This window comes from Microcoleus sp. S13_B4 (assembly GCF_036700885.1).
In the GTDB taxonomy this organism is placed as follows: Bacteria; Cyanobacteriota; Cyanobacteriia; order Cyanobacteriales; family Microcoleaceae; genus Microcoleus.
The window spans coordinates 1-21103 of the sequence record NZ_JAUBPU010000071.1 but is presented as its reverse complement, the minus strand read 5'-3'; the positions used below and the strand labels follow the sequence as shown (position 1 = coordinate 21103).

The following is a 21103-nucleotide window of genomic DNA, read 5'->3' as shown; positions in this document are numbered from 1 at the left end:
ACCATTCTCAATAAGCTTTTTATGGGCGGACTCTTCGGCCCAACCCCTACTCGCCATAAGAAAATGCACTTGTTGTGGAACAGGCCGTCGGGCCTGTTAAGCGAGAATGGTGCTGTGGGCGTGAGTTAAATCCATTAAATCCGTTACACAATGCCTTTCCGAACTGTTTTCTATATCTATAGCCTTGATTAGCTTTACCTATTACCCGCCCTCAAATTTTCTGAAGGTTCGCAGAACTAATTTTGTACTATATTAGTTTATATCGAATTATTTCGCACATTAAATTCACTTTTTATAGGGTCATCTACTCTACCACTTGCCCCCGCACTCACAAGTGAAAAAAAAAACCATGCAAACTTCTTCCAATTCTTCTAAATTTAAGAACGGCGATCACAATAACGAAGACGGCTCATCTTTGTTAAAAAGCGAAGAACGATATAAAAATTTAGTAGCTAATATTCCCGGTGCTGTCTACCGCTGTACCTGCGAGTATACGGACGACGGGGAATTAACACGGACAATGGCGTTTTTGAGCGAGGCTGTTCAAGAAATATCAGGCTATCCCTCTTCTGATTTTATCAACGATCGCATCCGTTCTTTTGCCAGCATTATCCATCCTCAAGACCGCAAAAATGTGGATGCTACTGTCAAAAAAAGTGTAGCAACCAGAACTTCGTACATCCTTGAATACCGGATTGTCCGGGCTGACGGCGAAATTAGCTGGGTTTACGAAAAAGGCAAAGCTGTTTGCTGCGAGGCGGAAGAGGCTAGAGGAAAACAAGAGGGACAAGGGGAAATGGAGGGCTTTTTGTCGGCTGTGGTTTCGCCGGTTTCGCCGATAGCAAATTCTCTGTCTCGGGTTGTCTATCTCGACGGAGTGATTTTGGATATTACTGAACGAAAGCGGGCTGAGGAAAACTTGCGAAATACTCAACATTTTCTGAATGCGGTACTGCAAAATCTGCCAGTTAGCGTGTTTATTAAAGATGCTGTGGAACAAAGATTTATTTATTGGAATGCTGCCAGCGAAGAATTGTTTGGCTATTCCAGCGATGAAGTGTTGGGAAACAATGCTGCTGATTTGTTGGAAGCAGAGCAGGCTAATTACTTGCAAGCACAAGATTTAGAAGTATTTGCCACGGGCAAAGGCATCGATTTACCAGAAGAAACTATCCAACTTCCGCGCCGGGGAAAGCGGATTTTGCACACAAAAAAAGTTCCTTTGTTTGATGATTATGGCGCGCCTAAGTACATTCTGGGTATTGCTCAAGATATTACCGAGAGCAAAAAAACTGAAACAGAATTGTTGCGGTTGGCGATCGTGGCTCAAAAAACGCAAAATGGTGTGATGATTACGGATGCTCAAGGCTGCATTGAATGGGTGAATGAAGGATTTACTCGGATTAGCGGTTACGGGCTGGCAGAAATGCAGGGGAAAAAACCGGGTGATGTGCTGCAAGGCCCTCAAACAGATCCGGTAACTATTGCTCAATTGCGATCGGCTTTGGAGGCCGGCGAGCCGTTCAATCAGGAAATTTACAATTACAGGAAGGATGGAAAGGGTTATTGGGTGGCGCTTTCGATCGCTCCTATTTATCAAGAAAATGGAAAACTTGAAGGTTATATTGCGGTGGAAACGGATATTACCGATCGCAAGCAAGCAGAGGCAACAGTCAGTTCAAGCGAGAGTTATTACCGCTGCATCGTCGAGACTGCTTCCGAGGGCGTTTGGATGTTTGACGCCGAAAGTATCACGACTTTTGCCAACGGTCGGATGGCCGAAATGCTGGGGTATACTGTGGAGGAAATGCTGGGGCGATCGCTATTTGAATTTATAGACTGCGACTCTAGGAAAATAGCAGAAAGTTACGTGCAGCGCAGGCGGCAAGGCATTCGCGAACGCCACGATTTTCAGTTTACTCGCAAAGATGGCTCTCATTTGTGGGCGATCGTGTCGGCGACGCCGATGTTCGATGCTGATGACGAATTTTCCGGGGTGTTGCGGATGATTACCGATATTAGCGATCGCAAACAAGCCGAAGCAGAATTGCGCCAAACTCTCCAAGAATTAGAATTTGAAAAATTTGCCTTAGATCAATCGGCGATTGTCTCGACTACCGACGAATTCGGCGCCATTACCTATGTCAACGACCAATTTTGTGAACTCTTTAAATATTCTCGGGAAGAACTGCTCGGCAACACTCACAGGCTTGTCAATTGTGGCTATCACCCAGCCGATTTTTTCAAGCAGCTTTGGTCAACAATCCGCCAGGGAAATGTTTGGCGGGGAGAAATGAAAAATCAAGCTAAAGACGGCACCTTATTCTGGTTGGATACTACGATTGTACCTTTCTTAAATTCTCGGGGAGAACCCCATCAATATGTAGCAATTCGCAAAGATATAACCGATCGCAAACACGCAGAAGAAGCGGTGCGACTTTCCGAAAGTCAATTGAGGGCTAAAAATCAAGAATTGGCCAAAGCCCTGCGGGACGTGCATAAAACTCAAAGCATGATGGTTCAAAATGAAAAAATGGTAAGTTTGGGGCAATTAGTCGCTGGCGTTGCTCACGAAATCAACAATCCAGTTAGCTTTATTTACGGCAACGTCATGCACGCTGACGATTACTTTAAAGACTTGCTAAAGCTGCTGCAACTTTACCAGCAGGAATACCCGCACCCCACACCGGCAATTAAACAAGAGATAAATGATGTAGATTTAAATTTTCTGCTCAAAGATTTGCCGAACCTGTTAAATTCGATGAAAATGGGAGCCGAGCGAATTCGCCAAATTGTGCTGTCACTGAAGAATTTTTCGCGATTAGATGAAGCCGAACAAAAGCAAGTGGATATTCACGAAGGGATTGAAAGCACTTTGTTGATTTTGCAGCACAGGTTTAAAGAAACGGCAGGACATCCGAAAATTACGCTGCTCAAAGAGTTCGGCAATTTGCCGCGCGTACAGTGTTATGCAGGACAGTTGAATCAGGTTTTTATGAATATTATTGGCAATGCAATTGATGCTTTGGAAGAGGCAATGGAGACTGGACAGTGGGCAGAGGGACAACTGGCGCCTATTCCTTATTGTCCTTCGCCGACGCTGCGGATTTGTACGGATGTAAAATATGAACAGGATGCTTTGAGGCAGGCAGATTCTGCTATTTCTGATGATTCAATGCGGCATCCTTCTCATATTGTGATTCGGATTGCTGACAACGGGCCGGGGATTCCGATAGATGTTCACAAAAGGCTGTTCGATCCGTTTTTTACTACGAAAGAACCTGGTAAAGGTACTGGTTTGGGGCTGTCGATTAGCTATCAAATTGTGGTAGAAAAACACGGCGGGCTGCTTAAGTGCGATTCTGCACCGGGTCAAGGCACGGAATTTGCGATCGAGATTCCTGTGGGGAATAGTCAGTAGTCAGTAGTCTTTAGTCAGTTGGCAGTTGGCAGTTGGCAGTAGTCAGTTGTCAGTTGTCATTAGTTAACAGTCAACAGTCAACAGTCAACAGTCAACTAATGAAATATAACGTAATTTACGACGGCAATTGCAATCTATGCGTTACCTTGGTGCAGTTACTAGAAAATTTAGATAAAGGCCAGAATTTTGAGTATATTTCCATGCAAGATTTAGAGGAATTAAATCGCTTTGGGATTACGTCTCAAGACTGCGAAATGGGGATGATTTTGATAGATAGCAACACCCCGGAACGGCGCTGGCAGGGCAGCGATGCGGCGGAGGAAATCGGACGGATATTGCCTGCTGGCGAGGTGTTTGTGGCTGCTTATCGGGCAATGCCGGGGATGAAGTGGATGGGCGATCGCGTGTACGAACAAGTCCGCGATAACCGCTATACTTTGTTTGGCAAGCGATCGACTACTTACAAATCTGTTTATGCGGTTGGCTGTAGGTCGATCGACAATTGCGACAATCGGGACTAATACCAAATCCAGCTTATTTCTTAGTCCGCGTCGGCGGACTTCGTTCGTGTAGAAGCGATTTCAATCGCCGAATGACTGATTAAACAAATCAAATATCTGCTGGCAAAAGTCTTTGAGTTTTTGCGCCGACTCCACCGCAGGTTCGGTTTGGCCGAGAAAATTCCAATTTTCCACAGTAGAAAAGTGCCACTGTTGACCGCTATGATCGTAACCGGCGGCCTCAACCCCGATCGCCCGCCGATATCCTTCCACCGGATCTTGGTAAAATCGGATTTGAATCAAGATGCTGCGGCTTTGCAACAAGCGGCTTCTACCGGGAAAATGGAAGCCAATGTCGATCGAATCTGGATCAACAAGTTCTCTGGTATCCTGGTCATTCATCCAAGGTTTCAAATCGACTTTTGCATCCGGGAATTGGGACTTGAATAAATTAACAACCGCAGCAATTTTGCTGGCAACTTCTATATTTTTGGCTTGTTCGGCAGCGTTCACTCGATAAACTCCTATCAAATACAGTTATTACATGATTTAGCTAACAATGTAACTGCATACTGCCTGCTTTAAACAGTGAACTGTGGACTATTTGATAGATATTTAGGAATTGACAAATTTCCAAGTGTGTGTTAGGCACCAGTCATACCATTTAAGATTTGAGATGTGAGATTAAACAATTGGCAATGACTGATTCCGTAAGGGGGGTGAATAAATTTTATCAAAGTGGCAGGGCGATCGCAAATTCCGAACCTTCTCCCAGCACCGATTCGCAAGTCAGTTTACCCCCGTGGGTTTCTTCCACAATTTGCCTACTGATAGACAACCCCAAACCCGTACCTTTCCCTACTCCTTTAGTAGTAAATAAATGGTCAAATATTTTCGACTTGACCTCCGATGACATCCCTTGACCGTTATCTTTGATTTTAATCACCACGCTGTTGCTATCCTCGGAGACTTGAGTGATAATGGCGATCGTATTCGGTAAAGCTTCAATTTCAGCATAAGTACGACCCTGATTGAATTCGTCAAAACACTCGATCGCATTTGCCAGCAAATTCATAAATACCTGATTCAGTTGCCCAAAATAACATTTAACTGGCGGGATATCTCCATATTCTTTGATAATTTTAATCGCGGGGCGAGTATCTTTAGCTTTCAGGCGATACTGTAAAATCATCAAAGTGCTGTCGATGCCCTCATGAATATTTGCTGACACTTTATTCGCACTGTCAGCGCGGGAAAAAGTCCGCAAAGACTTGCTAATATTGCGGATGCGCTCTGTACCTGATTTCATAGATAAAAGCATTTTTGGCAAATCTTCGATCAAATATTCTAAATCAATCTCCGATGCTTTATCCTCTAACTCATCTCCAGGATTAGGAAATTTTTCTTGGTAAAGTTGTAAGCAATCAATCAAATCTAAGCTAGCCTCAGCAGCAGCATCAAGATTGCCCGCAATAAAACCAAGCGGATTGTTAATTTCGTGAGCAACCCCTGCAATCAAGTTGCCAAGAGCAGACATTTTTTCGCTTTGAATGAGTTGCAGTTGCGCCTGTTGCAGTTCATTGAAAGATTTTTCTAACTGTTGAGATTTTTCTTTCTCCCGCGCGTACAAACCAGCATTTTCTACGGCAATAGCAACTTGAGAAATTAACACTTTGAATACTTCTACTCTCTCTACTGTAAAAGCTCCTACCGTCAAAGCATTTTCTAGATAAATTATTCCGCGCCGCTGAGATTGATAAAGAATCGGCAAACAGAGAATTGATTTGGGTTGATTTTTCTGAATATAAGCATCCACCTTAAAAGGTTCGGCGACAGTTGCATTGTCTAAAACCAGATGCTTTTGACTCTGGTGTACGTAATTAATCACAGACAGGGGTACATCTTGACGATTTTCTACTGGAAGAGACGGTAAAAGTGTCACTTGATTCTCCGCAAAAGTGCCAGTAGCTTCTATGCAGAGGATATCGTTTTTCAGCAGCAGCAGCACTACTTTTTGAGCCGCCGCATTTTCTAAAATAATTTTGATTAATTTTGTCAACAATTTTTCGAGAACCATTTCACCGTTAATGGCTTGCGCCGACTTAATAAAAGTAGCTAAGTCTAAGAAATCGCCTAAACTACTACTGGTAGTATTTCCCGTGGTACTGCTGGTGATATCGAGGGTGGGGGTTTCTGTTGTGCGCGCTTGTGCTACTAAGAAAGGATATCTCAACTCCAAGTCTTTTACTTTGGCAATTGCTCCCCAGCGGATGTAAGCATAATAAGCTTTGGTAAGGTATGCTGGAGAAATTATGTGTTTTTCCAAAGATTGATAGAATTCTCCTGCTAATTCATAAGCTAATGCTTCCTCTTGGATGTAACCATTTTTGGATGCTCCAGAAATAGCGCGATCGTACAATTCCATTGCTTCGGTATTTTGCCCTAAAACTCGCGCTTTTTCCGCTGCTACCAAGTCGTATTTGTGTTGATAATTCATCGCAGCATGAACGGCCCATTTTTGCATCTTTTTTTGGAGAGATACCACTTTTTTGAGATAGTGCTTTTGCTCCCCTTTGCTAGCTTGGGGATACAAAGCGAGGAGACTGAGAGAGTAGTAAAAATTATTCACGGAAACTACATAAAGACCGACTGCGGCTTCTTCATATTTCTCGAATAACCTTGAATTTTCCAATGCTTGCGCGTAGTTTCGGAAAATAAAATTAAGCATAGCTTTGGCATTATAAGCCACACAAACCACCATAAAGCTTTTAGCTTCTATTAAATTCGGGAGCGTTTTTAATTCATTAAAGCTCTCGCCGACTAAATAGCATGGTTCGACAGCTTGGTCACACAAATTGAGGGCTGTCTGTCTCTCTACACTTATATACTGTACAGCCATTTCTAGTTGAGATTGCTGCATTAGTTTCAGATACTTACCTGTCTCCTCTTCAACCTGAGCGAGAGGCTCTCCCATCCACAGTTTATAAGTACAATATACATTAATAGAATAAGCCGCATATTCCAATTCTCCCGTTTCCATCCCTATTTGAAAACCTTCCTTGATATCGCCTAATCCTGAGTTAATATCGGTTTTCCATTGTTGAATAAAAGAACCAAAGACTGCATAAACTCTACTTTTGATGGAACGGGATGGAAATTTGTGTAACAGCCTAATTGCCAGTTGGCCAAATTTGTATGCCAAACTAACGTCCCCTACCCTGCACAGAATTACGCCATAATAAACGTAGGCAATACTCGCGTAAGGCGAATTACCATATTTAATGCACAGCTTGACCATCATAAATGTAAGCAGCGGTACCAGTCGGGGCTTAGCCTGAATAGCAGTGCTGAGAATCCCTGATAAAATCCGCATAGCTGCTTGTTTGTCGGGATCGGTCATTTCTGGCAAGTTAGCTAAATCCTCAATTCGTTTGAATCCCAAGCTCAGTTTTGTATTAATCAGTCCCGCCACAATATTTAGCGCGTTAGGGTTTTGAGGAAAAGAAATGCCTAACAGTTTCAGCACTTCTAGTCCTGTATTTAGTGATTCTACGAGTCTATTTTGAGCATTGTAAGCCTGAATTTGAAGTTCATAAACATTAATTTTTTCTAGTAAACAGTGAGCTTTGTGCAGTACGATATCGACCATTTTTTTTGAATCTTCGTAGTTGCTGTTTAAATATTCAGCTTCTGCTGTTGACTCACAAATTGCTAACGTTAAGTCATACTGACTTTCCCAACAATCCGCTGGCAATAATTCCCTAGCCACCCGCAAATACCTAACAGCCACTTCATACGCAGCAGCCGATTTTGCCTTGCGTCCAGCAGTTAAATTTAATTTTGCTAACTGCGTCTTTTCTGCGGGCTGGCTAATCGTGTCAATTCCGACATTCAATTGATTGACGATATCAAATATGTTTTCTTCTAGATGGTCTGGTGGAGTATTCTGTAATAGTAACTGACCAATTTTTAAATGGGTGGATTGCTTTTGGTCTTCTGGAATTAGCGAATATGCGGCTTGCTGGACGCGATCGTGCAAAAATTTGTAACTAACGCGCGAAGTGTCTAACTTGAGATTGATGGATTCGGCTCGATCGAAAACTAAAGGAATGCGATAAGCATCGCTCAAGGGCAGAATTAACCCGGCTTGCAAAGCTGAATAAAGTTCAGTTGCTGTAGTATTAGCTGACTTTTCGCGAACAAGTGACAGCACATCGAGAGCAAATTTATCTCCCACGCAAGCTGCTAGCTTCAACATTTCTTGCGTGGGTGCGGGCAGCTTTTCAATGCGACTGGCTACCAGTTCCACCACACTTTTATCGGTGATTCCAATGGCTTGGATTTCATCGATATTCCAAGACCAGCCACCTTGAATTCCCTCATTTGGAATGGGATTAAAGTCAAATCTTAAAAGATAGTCTTGATAAAGTGCTTGGAGTAATTGCGTCAAGAAAAAAGGATTGCCGCCCGTTTTATTCCAGATTAACTCTGCTAGGCTGCTTACTTTTTCTGTGCTACTGTTAAGTGTTTCACCGACTAATTGAGTCACATTTGCTAAATCCAGCGGTTGCAACACGATATTGTTGACTATTGTACCAGTTTTTTCAATTTCTTCTACAGTCTCAATTAAGGGGTGGGTCGGACTAACTTCATTATCTCGATAAGCACCGATTAGCAACAAATATTGCTGGTCAGGGTCAGTTATCAGTATTTGCATCAACTTTAATGTTGCTGAATCTGCCCACTGCAAATCGTCTAAAAAGATAACTAGGGGGTGTGCTTTTTGGGCGAAAACGCGAATAAATTCTTTGAAGACCCGATTGAAGCGATTTTGCGATTCTACAGGGGCTAGTTCTGGGACTTCGGGCTGTTTGCCGATGATTAATTCAACTTTTGGAATTACGTCAGCAATTACTTGACCGTCTGTTCCTAATGCTGTTAATATTTTAGTGCGCCATATTTCTAATGAAGCTGCACTTTCTGTTAGTAATTGCCGCAGCAAGGAGTTAAATGCTTGGATTAATGAGGCATAAGGAATGTTGCGTTTGAATTGGTCAAATTTGCCGCTGATAAAGTAACCTTTTGACCTAGTAATGGGTTTGCTAACTTCGTTGACTACGGCTGATTTACCGATGCCTGAGTAGCCTGATACTAGCATTAATTCGCTGCTTCCTGATGCGGGCGTATTTTGTTCTAAGGCTGTTGGCTTTTCTAACAAATTGTTGACTAAACCCACCCTTACACGTTCAAATGCTGCTAGCAATTCATTAACCTGATTTTCTCTACCGTACAATTTTTGGGGGATTAACAATTGGCTGAGAATATCTAAGCGTCCGGGGATGAAGTCGGCAATTTGTCCGGTGGTTTCTAACAGATGCAAACAAATTTTCAAGTCAGCTAACAATCCGTCCGCATTTTGATATCTATCTTCGGCATTTTTTGCTATCAATTTCATCACTATTTCTGAAAGGGCGACAGGTATTTCAGAATTGATTTGATGGGGATATATTGGTTGAACTGCAATGTGGCTATAAACTATTTCTAAGGGGTCGTTGCTGGGGAAAGGCAATTTTCCTGTCAGCATTTCATACAAGGTGATGCCGAGAGAATAAAAGTCGGTGCGGTAGTCGAGGGTGCGGTTCATTCGCCCGGTTTGTTCCGGTGACATATAGGCTAATGTGCCTTCGACTGAGTGGGGATTGTTAAATTGCGGGTTTTCTTTGTTGAGTTGTGTGGCAATGCCGAAGTCGGTGAGTTTTACTTGTTTTGTTTGCGAGTTAATTATAATGTTGCTGGGTTTAATGTCTTTATGAATAATGTGTTCAAAATGCAGGTATTGTATGGCTTTGACTATTTGGAGGGCGATGTTTAAATTTGCTTGCAGACTCAAGGTCTCTCTTTCCAGCAGTTTTGCGAGGGATTCCCCGCCAAAATCTTCTAAAACGATTCCTAATCGGTGGTCAAATGTTTTGAGACTGATGGCTTTGACGATGTGTTGACTGTCTAAATTCTGGCGTATTTGATATTCGTGTTTGAGCCTAGTAATTGCTTCGAGTGTGGGATATTCGGCTTTGAGGACTTTCAGAATTGCTGCGGGCCCGTCTGTGGGTGTTTGTCCGCGATAGATGATTGTTTCGACGCCTTCGTGCAGAGTAGAATTTATTTGGTATTCTGATAAGGTTAACATAACTTAAGTGAGAATTTTCCGGAGCTAATTATTGTTAGATTAACACTACTTAATCTGGATTTTGTGTGATTCAGAGTGTGTATTTGGCGAGTTCCAATCACACGGAAGATTTACTAGGTGAAAGCGCGGCAGTGCTCGTTGGTGTCAACAAAAATCTTAAATGTAATATCAGTCTTGTGTGGAAGTCCAGAATGCTCTTGTTCCCCCTAACCACGCTTAAAAAAACTAGGAGGGGAGCGCTCGCACTCCGCCTAAAACAGAAGGGGATGGGAGCGATCGAAGCCACGCTTTTTAAGAGTATTCGGGGGGAGGGGCTATCAATCGCTGACTACGGTAACTTCACAGATAGTAGAAATAGATTCTGGCTCGGGCAAAATACGCACGCGGGCGAATTTTAAACCGCTGACTCCTTGTTGTGATTCTACCATACCCGTCTGAACTTTGGTTTCTACCCAACCTTCGCGAGACAAGTAGCGCAAGTATTGCTGATACTCTTCCCACTCTTCCTCGGTGGAATAAACAACAGTCAACATCCCTGACTGGGTAATTCGCTCTTGTGCGTCTTTGTCCACGGCTTTTTCGATCCGCTTTTTGACAAGTTCGTAGCGAATGTCGCGAGTGCCTTTGACATCAAACATTTTTTCGGTGTTTTCGTTGTGAAAAATGTCGATCGTGGTATTCTGCACTAAGACTAAATGTGCGAGTTCCATGTTAATTTGAGACTCGGCTTGCAGGCGAAAAATTGTGCGGCCACAGTCGCAAATTGCTCGCAGTTGTTCGTACCGCAAACTGTGCAGGTGAAACTCGCTAAATTTGGGGTCGATCGATTTTCCTACATAAATCATGTGATCCATGCCGTCGGTGCATTCGATGTCGCAGTAGTGGGGAAGAATTTGCTGCATTTTTTCTTGCCAGCGGGCCCAGGTTTCTTGGAGTTTGGTGCTGATGAGGTTCAGCATTTGGTCGTAGCGAGTGCGATCGCTGTAAACGCAGTTGTGTTCGTTTTCACAGGCTGCTTGGTAAGCTTCAACGGCTGCCTGAACCCTGGGGTCGCACTGCACAAAATAGTCAAAATATACTTCTAAATGCTCGTTTAAATAGTTGGCTGCTCGCACCTCCATATCGACTGTTACTTTTTGTTTTAAACGCTGGATGTAGTCGAGCAAGTCGAGCCGCAGTTGCTCGCCGAGGTGGGTAGTTTGTGTTTGACAAACGGCATCAGCTATGACTAAAGCTAAGCGGAATTGTTCGAGCAAATCAGTTTGAATGGCTCGGTTTCTTTCGTCGCTAGAACCACGAATGTCCGAAATTCCGTACAGCGGATGAACGTCAGCAAATACGATTGTTTCTGGGGGCAGTCCCCAACTTCGCCTTTCTGCTTCTTGAGCGAACCGCCACTCGACTGCGGGGTGGATGTTGTGAATGTGGGTAAACCGCTCGTGGATGGCTTGCCGGAGGGCTGCAATGAAGGCGGGAATGAGTTCTTGGGCGTGTTGAGCGTCAATGCCGTTGAAGTGGTTGGGCCGATCGCACAACACCCCCACGACGCCCAAAATCCGCTGCCCGCACCCCTCGCGGCTGACAGATTTGACTACCAGGGGCACCAGCAGCATCGATCGAGTTCCCATTCTCCGCAAAGTTCGATCGCACTCGGTTTCGCACTCCCTACGCAAGTCTGGCACGTTCCAAACTTGATTTGCTGCTGTGGCCTTCAACAAGTGAGAAGCTTCTAGAGAGTGCATTGAATAAAGAATCGGCTGCAAATGTTGGCCGTCTTTTGCAACTAATAGCTGTACCTGTTCGCCGTCGAGGCGCAGCAGCAAAGTGCCGTCAGCATTGAAGAGCGATCGCAAACACCGATCGATTCTCTCAAATTTGTCAGGTCGCAGCATCGAATCTCGATCGATCAATAACTGAGTCAGACGGCGAATTTGCTCCTGCACGGTGACATCAAAACCTTCTAGCAGCAGCAAACCTTCTACGCGGTAATTATCCAACTGCAATCGATCGGCTAACTTTTCCAGTTGATTCGGCTGCATCAGCCAAGCTTCCCGTTCCGCAACAGGCATTAATTTTAAAGGAACATCCGCAAATTCATCTATTTTTGAGTCAATCCGAGTAATTTTTAACTGTTCCGAACCGAGCCAAAATTCAATAAATCTGGGTTCTGGGTGTTTGGGGTTTTTTACACTCGCCGTCACAGGTTCGTCTAGCACCCGCAAACCGTCGATGTCAATTTGATAATATTGCTTAAATACCCAGTGCAAAAGGTGGCGACGGTACAATTGTTCTGCTGTTTTGCCACCCCAATCCTCGAACAGTTCCAGCAGAGTGAGGTGGGTTTCTGCAAACCAACCGTTGGTAGATTGAGTTGCCAAAGACGTTTCCTCCCAACCGGCCAAGCGACAAAATGCCGTGTTAGCATAACGCAGGGCAAAAGTTCCCGGTTCCACTACTGCGATTAAAACGCGGCGATCGCCAAGAAATTGAAACAGTCGCTTTAAATCTTGTTTCCACGTTTTCAAGCGTTCCATTTCAGCAGATTGACTAGGTACTTGGCCGGCCAAAGCTTCCAGTAGCTGTTCTATACTTGGTTCGCTGGGCAGATTGTTACTGTCTTGCTCTTTTGGGACGCTATCTGTAGCTGGCCGTGCTTTTACGGAGTTGTTGTTGTTTTGAGGCGAAGACGATTTAGGAGTAGACATGAGTAAAACACCTGAAAGCAGTGGATTTTGCCAAAGAATATTAGCGATCGGCGATTAAGGGTTTGTAGACAACTTAGATCCGGTTTGTAAAATTTGTGTGTGGGTATCGGAAACTGGGTGTTTTCTCGGAGGATGGGCCCAGGGACTTTTACTTTTATTCACAAACAACCTCTCAGTCTCGACGTTATAGGTGATATTAACGTGTTTACCGCCTGGGGGGTAACACCCATTATAAGCGGTAGACAGTAGCGGATAGTGTCAGCAACTAATGCTATTTCACTCGGAAGCCAGATATATAGCAGGTTGGGGTTGAATGAAGCACACCCCTGGTAATTGGGAATTGGTAATTGGTAATTGGTAACTTATACGCTCGCGTAGCGGAAGTATTGGTAATTGTAATTGACTATAGCAATCCTACATGATTAGTAAACTTTTTACCCCACGCCAACCCTCCCCTTATTAAGGGGGGGAGTAAGAAATTTCCAAATGATGCGAGGATTGCTATATAGACCAACAAGTTGCTTGTCATTAATTGAGGAAATAAAAGTTGCGCTCCCAATCCAAACATCCTTGCTATTTGGCAAGGGAATAATTAAAATGTATAATACAGCTAACAGGATTTTTAAAAGGACATAGTTATGGCTTTAACGGTTAACAATCTCATCGGCGATCTGACTGGATTTCCTGTATTTGCTGGTGGCGGACCACGTCTTTTGGCCTTCGCTACACCAGATGAGATTGACGTAGCGGATGGAAATTTGTCGTCTTTTCCTTGGGGAGTTTGGGGACTCGATGGCAACGATACTATAGGAGGTTCATCGGATTCCAACGAACGTCTGTTAGGAAATAACGGCAATGATATTATCGGTGGTGGCGACGGAAATGACATAATTTACGGCGGGAAAGATGACGATCGCCTGGATGGAAATGAGGGCAACGACGTAGTTAGGGGCGACGCCGGAAACGACATTATCTTTGGAGGCTCCGGGAACGACATTCTGCGGGGAGGGCAAGGAGACGACGATTTAGACGGCAATGAGGGCAACGATTTCTTAGTGGGCGATCGGGGAGTTGACGTGCTCACCGGAGGCCCCGGTGCTGACATATTTGTGATCAGAAGCAACGAAGGATTTGGAGTCAATGGAGCAGATGTCATTACCGATTTTAACTTTGACGATGGCGATCGCATCGGTTTGACTGACGGTTTAACAGAACTAGACCTCCTCTTTACTGACGACAATTTGATTGCTTACGAAAACGATGGAATTGTCAACGATATGGTGATTCGCAGCCGCAGAGACGGACAGATTGTGGGGGTAGTTTTAAATACCAACAGCTTTGAACTTACTGGTGCATTTGAACAGGCAAGTCCTTTTGCTTTGGCAGTTAACGGTTCTCAATTCCAGTTTTTAGCGTAGTTATTGGTAGGGAATTAGACGGGCGATCGAGCTACTTCCGGGTAGGAGACACGGCACTGCCGTGTCCCTACAGATAGCGGGCGATCAATCTATACGCAACCGTACTTTGCAAAATGGATATTAAAACATTTATCCGTTTAGAGATTTTTTAGGCTCATCATTCCTCAAAGCCGTCGAATTCTTGAGACGGAGGTTATTAATCGAAAAAGTCCAAAAGGGCGATCGCACCCTCTTCACAGTCCAACCAGCGATCGCAGAATACATAAAAACCAACATTAAATAACTTCAAAACATCCAAACCCATCAGCGTTAATCCGCATTCATCAGCGGTTAGAAAATAAAAACATTCAACTTTCAGCAAAACCCCACTCCAAAAACTCCCATTTAGCCTAAAATTAAAAATACTGACTAGCCTACATTGCCCTATGTTTGAAGCCCTTGCCGATCGACTCGAATCCACCTGGAAAAAACTGCGCGGACAGAATAAAATCTCCGAGTCCAATATCCAAGACGCCCTCAAAGAAGTCCGCCGCGCCCTCCTGGAAGCCGATGTCAACCTCCAAGTCGTCAAAAACTTCATCGGAGAGGTAGCGGCAAAAGCACAAGGCGCAGAAGTCGTCTCAGGCGTCCGTCCCGACCAACAATTCATCAAAATCGTCCACGACGAACTCGTCCGCGTCATGGGGGAAACCAACGTACCCCTCGCCACCGCCGAATCCGGGCCCACAGTGATCCTCATGGCTGGTTTGCAAGGAACCGGGAAAACCACAGCTACCGCCAAACTAGCGCTGCACCTCCGCAAACAAAATCGTACCGCACTGCTAGTCGCAACCGACATTTATCGACCAGCCGCGATCGACCAATTGCTCACACTCGGCAAACAAATCGACGTACCAGTATTTGAATTAGGCAAAGACATTGACCCCGTAGAAATAGCCCGCCAAGGCATCGAACACGGCAAACAAATCGGCATTGATACCATCATCGTCGATACAGCAGGCCGCCTGCAAATCGACCAAGACATGATGGCAGAATTGGGCCGCATCAAACAAACAGTACAACCCCACGAAACGCTGTTAGTTGTTGATGCCATGACCGGCCAAGAAGCAGCAAATTTAACCCGCACCTTTCACGAACAAATCGGCATTACCGGCGCAATCTTAACCAAATTAGACGGCGACAGCCGCGGCGGCGCAGCCTTATCCGTACGGCAAATATCCGGCGCGCCGATTAAATTTGTCGGAGTCGGCGAAAAAGTGGAAGCCTTGCAACCTTTTTATCCCGATCGCATGGCATCGAGAATACTTGGCATGGGCGATGTCTTGACGCTAGTAGAAAAAGCGCAAGAAGAATTCGACATCGCCGATGCCGAGAAAATGCAAGAGAAAATGCTCACGGCAAAGTTTGACTTTACCGACTTTCTCAAACAAACCAGACTGTTAAAAAATATGGGTTCCCTCGGCGGCATCCTGAAAATGATTCCGGGGATGAACAAACTCTCAGATGAACAAATGCGGCAGGGAGAAGTGCAGCTAAAACGCACCGAAGCCATGATCAATTCGATGACAATTGAAGAACGTCGCAACCCTGAACTTTTAGCAAGTTCTCCATCCCGCCGCCGCCGCATCGGCAAAGGCGCAGGCTACGCTGAAAACGACGTAACTAAGCTTGTCAGCGACTTCCAGAAAATGCGTACAATGATGCAGCAAATGAGTCAAGGCAACTTCGCCGGCATGGGAGGAATGCCCGGAATGCCAGGAATGGGTGGCCCCGGAATGCAGCCCGGTTCCCGTGGCTATATGGGTACCCAGCAGAAGAAGAAAAAGAAAAAAGATAAGCCTAAAAAAGGTTTCGGACAGTTGTAGAAAGCGGGCGCGGGTTTCACTAATAATTGCCTAAAACCCATAATCTTGTAAACCCGCCCCCACAGATAGATTGCACCATGATCAAAAATTTGTAGGGCGGGTTTCACCAACAATAATAGCCAAAAACCGATAATCTCGTAAACCCGCCCCACCCAGCCCAAGATTCCTTGGTAGTGCCCGGTAGCGCCCGCTCAGGAAACGATCAGAACAAAAGCGAATTCAAATTAAACCCACATTCCGCACCCCAACTTTCACATGGGGTGTGGGTGGCCTGAATCTACCCCAACAATGGTGATAACTACAAGATATATTCACTATAAATGCTTAAAAGAGTGGCATTCGAGACACGAGTTTACATTCAAGTTGAGCCGTTGGTATAAAATCATCTGCTGAGACATCTCCAAACCTGATTGGTCGTCACCATCACCCAAAAAAGTATCCATATCAGTGAATAAAAACTTAAAATTACAGACAGGAATACACAGGGACAGCAATAAATTAGGGAGTTGCTGAATTAGGGTATGATACGAGCAAAAATACGGGAGGGGAGTCGAAAATGATTTCCGGGATTTTGATGGGGAATTGGAACATCTCCAAATTTTAGATAATGAATTAGTAATTTAATTGGATACCCTAGCATTTTTTCACACTTAGAATAACAAACACTTTTTCTTTTTAGCGGAGCCAAGTAATGTCTGAGTCTTGTATTTTCACCTTCAACTGCAAGTCATATAGGTTTTGCTAATAATTGGGTCTCCCTCCGGAATAAAATTCGGGTAAACTTTCCAGCCATCTGTTACATAAAAGTAGCATTTCCATTTGCTAGCCTCCGCCCATAGTGGTTCAAAAGTTTTGGCGCTAGGGTCGCCTAAAACCCCTCCTAAAATACCTGGCTTAAAATGATCTACCGCTGTCCACAGCCAGGTCTTGTTTTTTTTTGAAGCCACAAATGTTTGTAATTCATCTAATTCTCCCACTTCGGGATTTGTTTCTGGTTTGTAAAAATCTGGTAAGACTTTCCCGGCTTCTTTTACCCCATTAATGATTGTAGTATGATAGACATTTATGACTCTTTCAATTGGTCGAAAACCCCCGTCATTAACATACATTTTGAGACATTCACGTTTAACTTATTCCGGATATCCTCTTTTAAGTTTATAAGCCTCTATAAATTGTTTTTTGCCTGGTACGCAATATAATTCTGTTTGCCTTTTTAATGACCATTTTTATTAATATGAGTTGAATTACATTCAGGACATTGCATAATATTGCTTTTAAATATGTGTTATTTTTGACGCTCGGAGGACAACTTCATCATACCATAGTTCAGCAACGCCTAGCAACGCGAGCTTTAACTATATGTTAAGGATGAAAAATAGTCAGGGTTCGCCGTCATCTTCCTACTACTGAAAAAATACTTAATGGGGCGATCGCCAACATTGAATTTTTATTTCCAAGTATAAGATAGCGCTTCTCAATTGAGTGGAATACTGTAGGCCCAATTAAATATTCCCTGGTTTGAGCCAGCCAAAAACTTCGCCTAAAGTCAACTGCATTTCCGGCATAAAATTGGGCATCGGAAGTATATCTGTTGGTTCTTGCAGTGAAATCGGTTGCTGCCTTGCGGGATAGGCTAAAATATTTTTTTCCTCCGGATCGACCAACCAACCCATCTGGCAACCGGCGTTCAAACAGTGCAAAATATTGTTTGTAACTTTGGTTTGGCTTTGGGCTGGGGACAAAATTTCTATTGTCCAGTCTGGGTGAGCATTAAATGTATTGGCAATTTCGCCGTCAGCGTCTAGGGGAATACGATTCCAAACAAAAATCGCGACATCGGGCACAATAGAACGTCCGCCAAAGGTGCCGCGAAGTTCTGGAAATGCCCAAGCAATCCGCTGAGGTTTGCCCGCTGCATTAACCCTCGTGATGAGTTCTCCCTGAATTGTGCTGTGTTTTCCTTGCGGCATAGGTTTTTGTAAAATGACACCGTTGATGTATTCGCTAGCGGGTTTGGTTTCTGGGAGTTGCAAAAACTCGTCCAGAGTGATAGTTTTTTGAGGTGCTTGTACCATATAGCGATCGCCCGTTTGAAGTGTGTTGCGGTAACAGTTCCAGTATATTTGAAGTTTCGTCACTTTTGGTGCAATAATCGAACTCAAAAGACTCTAAACTGTAGCTAGTCCGATCGACCGTTTCCACGATAAGCAGTCGATCACATTCATTGAGGCAGAAATTGGCACTGCCCGCGTCAGTCGCATCTATAACTGTGATTCCTAGCATTCTTGCATCTAACTACTGACTGCTGACTAATAACTAATGACTAATGACTAATAATTTATTCCTATGTCCAAAAAAATAATTAATGCGATCAAATCGAGTGGTCTTTTAGGGGCGATCGCCTCTTTGACTGTTTTGTTATTCGGTGGTTGGAGCGGCACTGTGATCGGCTGGCTGATGGGTACGGCTGCGGGCTTTATGAGCTGTCGAGAGCAGAAGGTTTACAGCACGAAAATGGGTGCGACTATCGGCAGTTTGGCGGGATTGGGATTGGGAGTTTGGCTGTTAGTTGCAAGTGTGGTAGAAGGGGTTTTGATTAGACCTTTTTCTGGTCAATCTGCTGTTGCTTTGCCGACTACGCTGCTGTACGGGATTTGCAGTTTGACGATCGCACTTTTGACAGCGACGTTAATGGGTGCTTTGCAGGGTTTGCAGGGGGAACGCCAGCGGCTGGCAACTCTGGTGACATTAGCTTTTATTCTAATTCTGTTTCCGTTTATCGACATTCAGGCTCAGACTGGCTGGATTGCTACTGTAGTACAGATTCAAATCTTTATTATGTTGGCGCTGGGTTTGAATATTACTGTGGGTTTTGCGGGTTTGTTGGATTTGGGATATGCGGCGTTTTTTGCGATCGGCGCTTACACGACGGCTTTGCTATCTTCTGGGCAGTTAAATATTGCTTGGAACTTTTGGGTGGTATTGCCGATCGCGGCGGGTGTAGCTGCGATCGCGGGCGTAATCCTGGGTATTCCCACACTGCGACTCAGGGGCGATTATTTGGCGATTGTTACCCTCGGTTTTGGCGAAATTATCCCGGTTGTCTTTAGGAATTTAACCGCGATTCGGATCGACGAACCAGTCTCGAAGATTGTTGCGGCTGTTTTGGGTAAACCCGAGTTGGTGCTATGTCTGGTTGGGTGCGATCGACCTTTTAACCTCACCGGTGGCGAAGCGGGAATAAACCCGATCGGGCGTCCATCTCTCCCCATCGTCGGCACTTTCAGCACCGGCAACTACTTTCCCTGGTACTACCTAATTTTACTGCTAGTTGTCTTCGCTTACTTCATGATTTCGCGGATGCGAGATTCCCGCTTGGGTAGGGCGTGGAATGCCATGCGCGAAGATGAATTAGCGGCTAGTGCGATGGGCATTAACCTGGTCAAAACCAAACTTTCGGCTTTTGCGATGGGAGCGACGTTTTCGGGCTTTGCAGGCGCATTTTACGCCGCCTATATCAGCGCGATTTTCCCCAGCGTTTTCGATTTCTCGGTGTCGGTAATCATCCTGTGTATGGTGATTTTAGGCGGTTTGGGCAACATGACCGGGGTGATTTTGGGCGCTATCATTATCATGTCTGCCGATCGACTTTATCTGCCACGATTAGCGCAAGTCCTCAAGGGTTTTCTGAATACTTTTGTAATCCCCAGGATTGCAAGTCCCCAGTTACAAGACTTTCTGGCCACCAGTTTAGACCCGATTCAAATGCGCTTATTCCTATTCGGCTTAACTCTTGTTGTCATGATGCTCGTGCGGCCGGAGGGGCTGATTCCTGATAAGATCCACCAAGCTGAACTGCATTCTGATGGTGAAGCGAGCAATGAGTCTTTAGCAGATGCGAGAAGTCAATAAGTAGGTAAGGACAAAAAAACATAGTATTTTGTAAGCGGGTTTAGCTAATAATCTAGGATACAAGGGAGTTTATGAGTGTAAAACTCCCCTCCTCATCTAATGTTTATTTCTAACCAAATACTTAGTAAGGGTGAAAGATTAGCCATGAAAAATGTAACTGGTACTGCTTTTATCGTTGCGGAATTTAGAGCAGAAGAGAATGAAGAGGCCATTCCTCTCTATACTGATAATGTAGTCAAAATCTGGCTGAATGAGGAAACAAAAGAAATAGCTGCCCAAATATCTCAAAACTCTCCGGCAGCCAAAGAAATGGTTAAGTTGCGGACTAAATATTTTGATGATGTTTTGTCTAATCAAATTTTAGGAGGGTGCAAGCAAATAGTTATTTTAGGTTCGGGTTTGGATACTCGTGCTGCCCGAATTAATGGAGAAGGAGTGATTTATTTTGAAATAGACGACCCTGCGACACTGCAATTAAAAGCAGAAACTCTCAAAGCTCACAAAGTTACTGCTAATGTTCGCTACCGTCCCGGCGATTACGTAAAAGACGGTTTAATCTCCTTGCTGAAACAGAGTGAATTTGATTTCACTCGACCGACATATTTTTTGTGGGAAGGCAACACTACCTTGCTTGACAAAAAAGATGTAATATTTGTGTTAGAACAAATTCGCGACAATGTTGATAATTTTCGAGTGTCCTTTGATTATATGTCGGAAAAGGTAATTTTGAGAACTACGGGCTACCAAGATATCAATGATTACATAGATCAATACGAAAGTATGTATGCACCGTGGATTACTGGGTTTGACAAAATTGCCACTTTGGCTGACGAGCTCAATCTCAAAGTTATTGAAGACTTTTCGACTGCCGATTTGCACGCACAATATCGCCCTCGCCGTTCTCTAGAATCTAATCTGTTTAAGTTCTATTTTGTTTGTACGTTAGAGAATATGTCCTAAAAACTCCCAATCTCAAATTGATTCGCGTGCATGAAAGCTTGTGACGAGGACGCTCGCACGGGTGCATCTCACTTTGGCGAATATGTCGCAAAAGGGTTAAAATGGAAAAGCTAGTAAAATTGCCAAAAAATATGA

11 protein-coding genes and 1 pseudogene are annotated in these 21103 nt (G+C 44.3%); 6 read left to right on the top strand and 6 right to left on the bottom strand.

Annotation, left to right across the window (positions count from 1 at the left end):
* Positions 1 to 349: 349 nt before the first annotated feature.
* Together QT994_RS24230 and QT994_RS24225 are read left to right on the top strand one after the other, a co-directional pair.
* Complete coding sequence (locus QT994_RS24230) at positions 350 to 3421, top strand: PAS domain S-box protein (protein WP_333179070.1); 3072 nt, start codon at positions 350 to 352, stop codon at positions 3419 to 3421.
* Positions 3422 to 3519: 98 nt separating this feature from the next.
* The gene (locus tag QT994_RS24225) at positions 3520 to 3942 is read left to right on the top strand and encodes a DCC1-like thiol-disulfide oxidoreductase family protein (RefSeq protein ID WP_333049512.1); all 423 of its coding nucleotides are present in this window, start codon (positions 3520 to 3522) and stop codon (positions 3940 to 3942) included.
* 60 nt (positions 3943 to 4002) lie between these two features.
* On the opposite strand, the gene QT994_RS24220 is transcribed toward QT994_RS24225, so the two are convergent.
* The 3 genes from QT994_RS24220 to QT994_RS24210 form a co-directional block, all read right to left on the bottom strand.
* Positions 4003 to 4434, bottom strand: a complete 432-nt coding sequence (locus tag QT994_RS24220; protein WP_333049514.1) for a hypothetical protein — start codon at positions 4432 to 4434, stop codon at positions 4003 to 4005.
* 220 nt (positions 4435 to 4654) lie between these two features.
* Positions 4655 to 10108, bottom strand: a complete 5454-nt coding sequence (locus QT994_RS24215; protein WP_333179067.1) for an AAA family ATPase — start codon at positions 10106 to 10108, stop codon at positions 4655 to 4657.
* A 317-nt stretch (positions 10109 to 10425) separates the two neighbouring features.
* Positions 10426 to 12813 carry a GAF domain-containing protein gene (locus QT994_RS24210; RefSeq protein ID WP_333179064.1) on the bottom strand — a complete coding sequence of 796 codons (2388 nt, stop codon included), beginning with the start codon at positions 12811 to 12813 and terminating at the stop codon, positions 10426 to 10428.
* 638 nt (positions 12814 to 13451) lie between these two features.
* Between QT994_RS24210 and QT994_RS24205 the strand changes: the two genes are divergently transcribed.
* Positions 13452 to 14231, top strand: coding sequence for a calcium-binding protein (locus tag QT994_RS24205; protein WP_333179060.1), 780 nt, complete (start codon positions 13452 to 13454; stop codon positions 14229 to 14231).
* Positions 14232 to 14427: 196 nt separating this feature from the next.
* Here the strand turns inward: QT994_RS24205 and QT994_RS24200 are convergent, their stop codons facing one another.
* Positions 14428 to 14592 (bottom strand): hypothetical protein, encoded by a 165-nt coding sequence (locus QT994_RS24200; protein ID WP_333049519.1) that lies wholly within the window; start codon positions 14590 to 14592, stop codon positions 14428 to 14430.
* Between the two features lie 64 nt (positions 14593 to 14656).
* Between QT994_RS24200 and ffh the strand changes: the two genes are divergently transcribed.
* Complete coding sequence (ffh, locus tag QT994_RS24195) at positions 14657 to 16096, top strand: signal recognition particle protein (protein ID WP_333049520.1); 1440 nt, start codon at positions 14657 to 14659, stop codon at positions 16094 to 16096.
* A gap of 514 nt (positions 16097 to 16610) precedes the next feature.
* Here the strand turns inward: ffh and QT994_RS24190 are convergent.
* Positions 16611 to 17360: pseudogene (locus QT994_RS24190) on the bottom strand (IS1 family transposase).
* Between the two features lie 238 nt (positions 17361 to 17598).
* Complete coding sequence (locus tag QT994_RS24185; protein ID WP_333179086.1) at positions 17599 to 18171, bottom strand: Uma2 family endonuclease; 573 nt, start codon at positions 18169 to 18171, stop codon at positions 17599 to 17601.
* 271 nt (positions 18172 to 18442) lie between these two features.
* Between QT994_RS24185 and QT994_RS24180 the strand changes: the two genes are divergently transcribed.
* Together QT994_RS24180 and QT994_RS24175 are read left to right on the top strand one after the other, a co-directional pair.
* A complete protein-coding gene (locus QT994_RS24180; protein WP_333179058.1) occupies positions 18443 to 20008 on the top strand; it encodes an ABC transporter permease subunit in 1566 nt (521 codons plus the stop codon).
* 144 nt (positions 20009 to 20152) lie between these two features.
* Complete coding sequence (locus tag QT994_RS24175; protein WP_333179055.1) at positions 20153 to 20968, top strand: class I SAM-dependent methyltransferase; 816 nt, start codon at positions 20153 to 20155, stop codon at positions 20966 to 20968.
* The last annotated feature ends 135 nt before the right edge of the window (positions 20969 to 21103 follow it).

Coding starts and splice junctions, on each gene's coding strand:
- QT994_RS24175 (WP_333179055.1), top strand. CDS start 20,153: ATGAAAAATGTAACTGGTACTGCTTTTATCGTTGCGGAATTTAGAGCA.
- QT994_RS24180 (WP_333179058.1), top strand. CDS start 18,443: ATGTCCAAAAAAATAATTAATGCGATCAAATCGAGTGGTCTTTTAGGG.
- QT994_RS24210 (WP_333179064.1), bottom strand. CDS start 12,813: ATGTCTACTCCTAAATCGTCTTCGCCTCAAAACAACAACAACTCCGTA.
- QT994_RS24215 (WP_333179067.1), bottom strand. CDS start 10,108: ATGTTAACCTTATCAGAATACCAAATAAATTCTACTCTGCACGAAGGC.
- QT994_RS24185 (WP_333179086.1), bottom strand. CDS start 18,171: ATGGTACAAGCACCTCAAAAAACTATCACTCTGGACGAGTTTTTGCAA.
- QT994_RS24230 (WP_333179070.1), top strand. CDS start 350: ATGCAAACTTCTTCCAATTCTTCTAAATTTAAGAACGGCGATCACAAT.
- ffh (WP_333049520.1), top strand. CDS start 14,657: ATGTTTGAAGCCCTTGCCGATCGACTCGAATCCACCTGGAAAAAACTG.
- QT994_RS24205 (WP_333179060.1), top strand. CDS start 13,452: ATGGCTTTAACGGTTAACAATCTCATCGGCGATCTGACTGGATTTCCT.
- QT994_RS24225 (WP_333049512.1), top strand. CDS start 3,520: ATGAAATATAACGTAATTTACGACGGCAATTGCAATCTATGCGTTACC.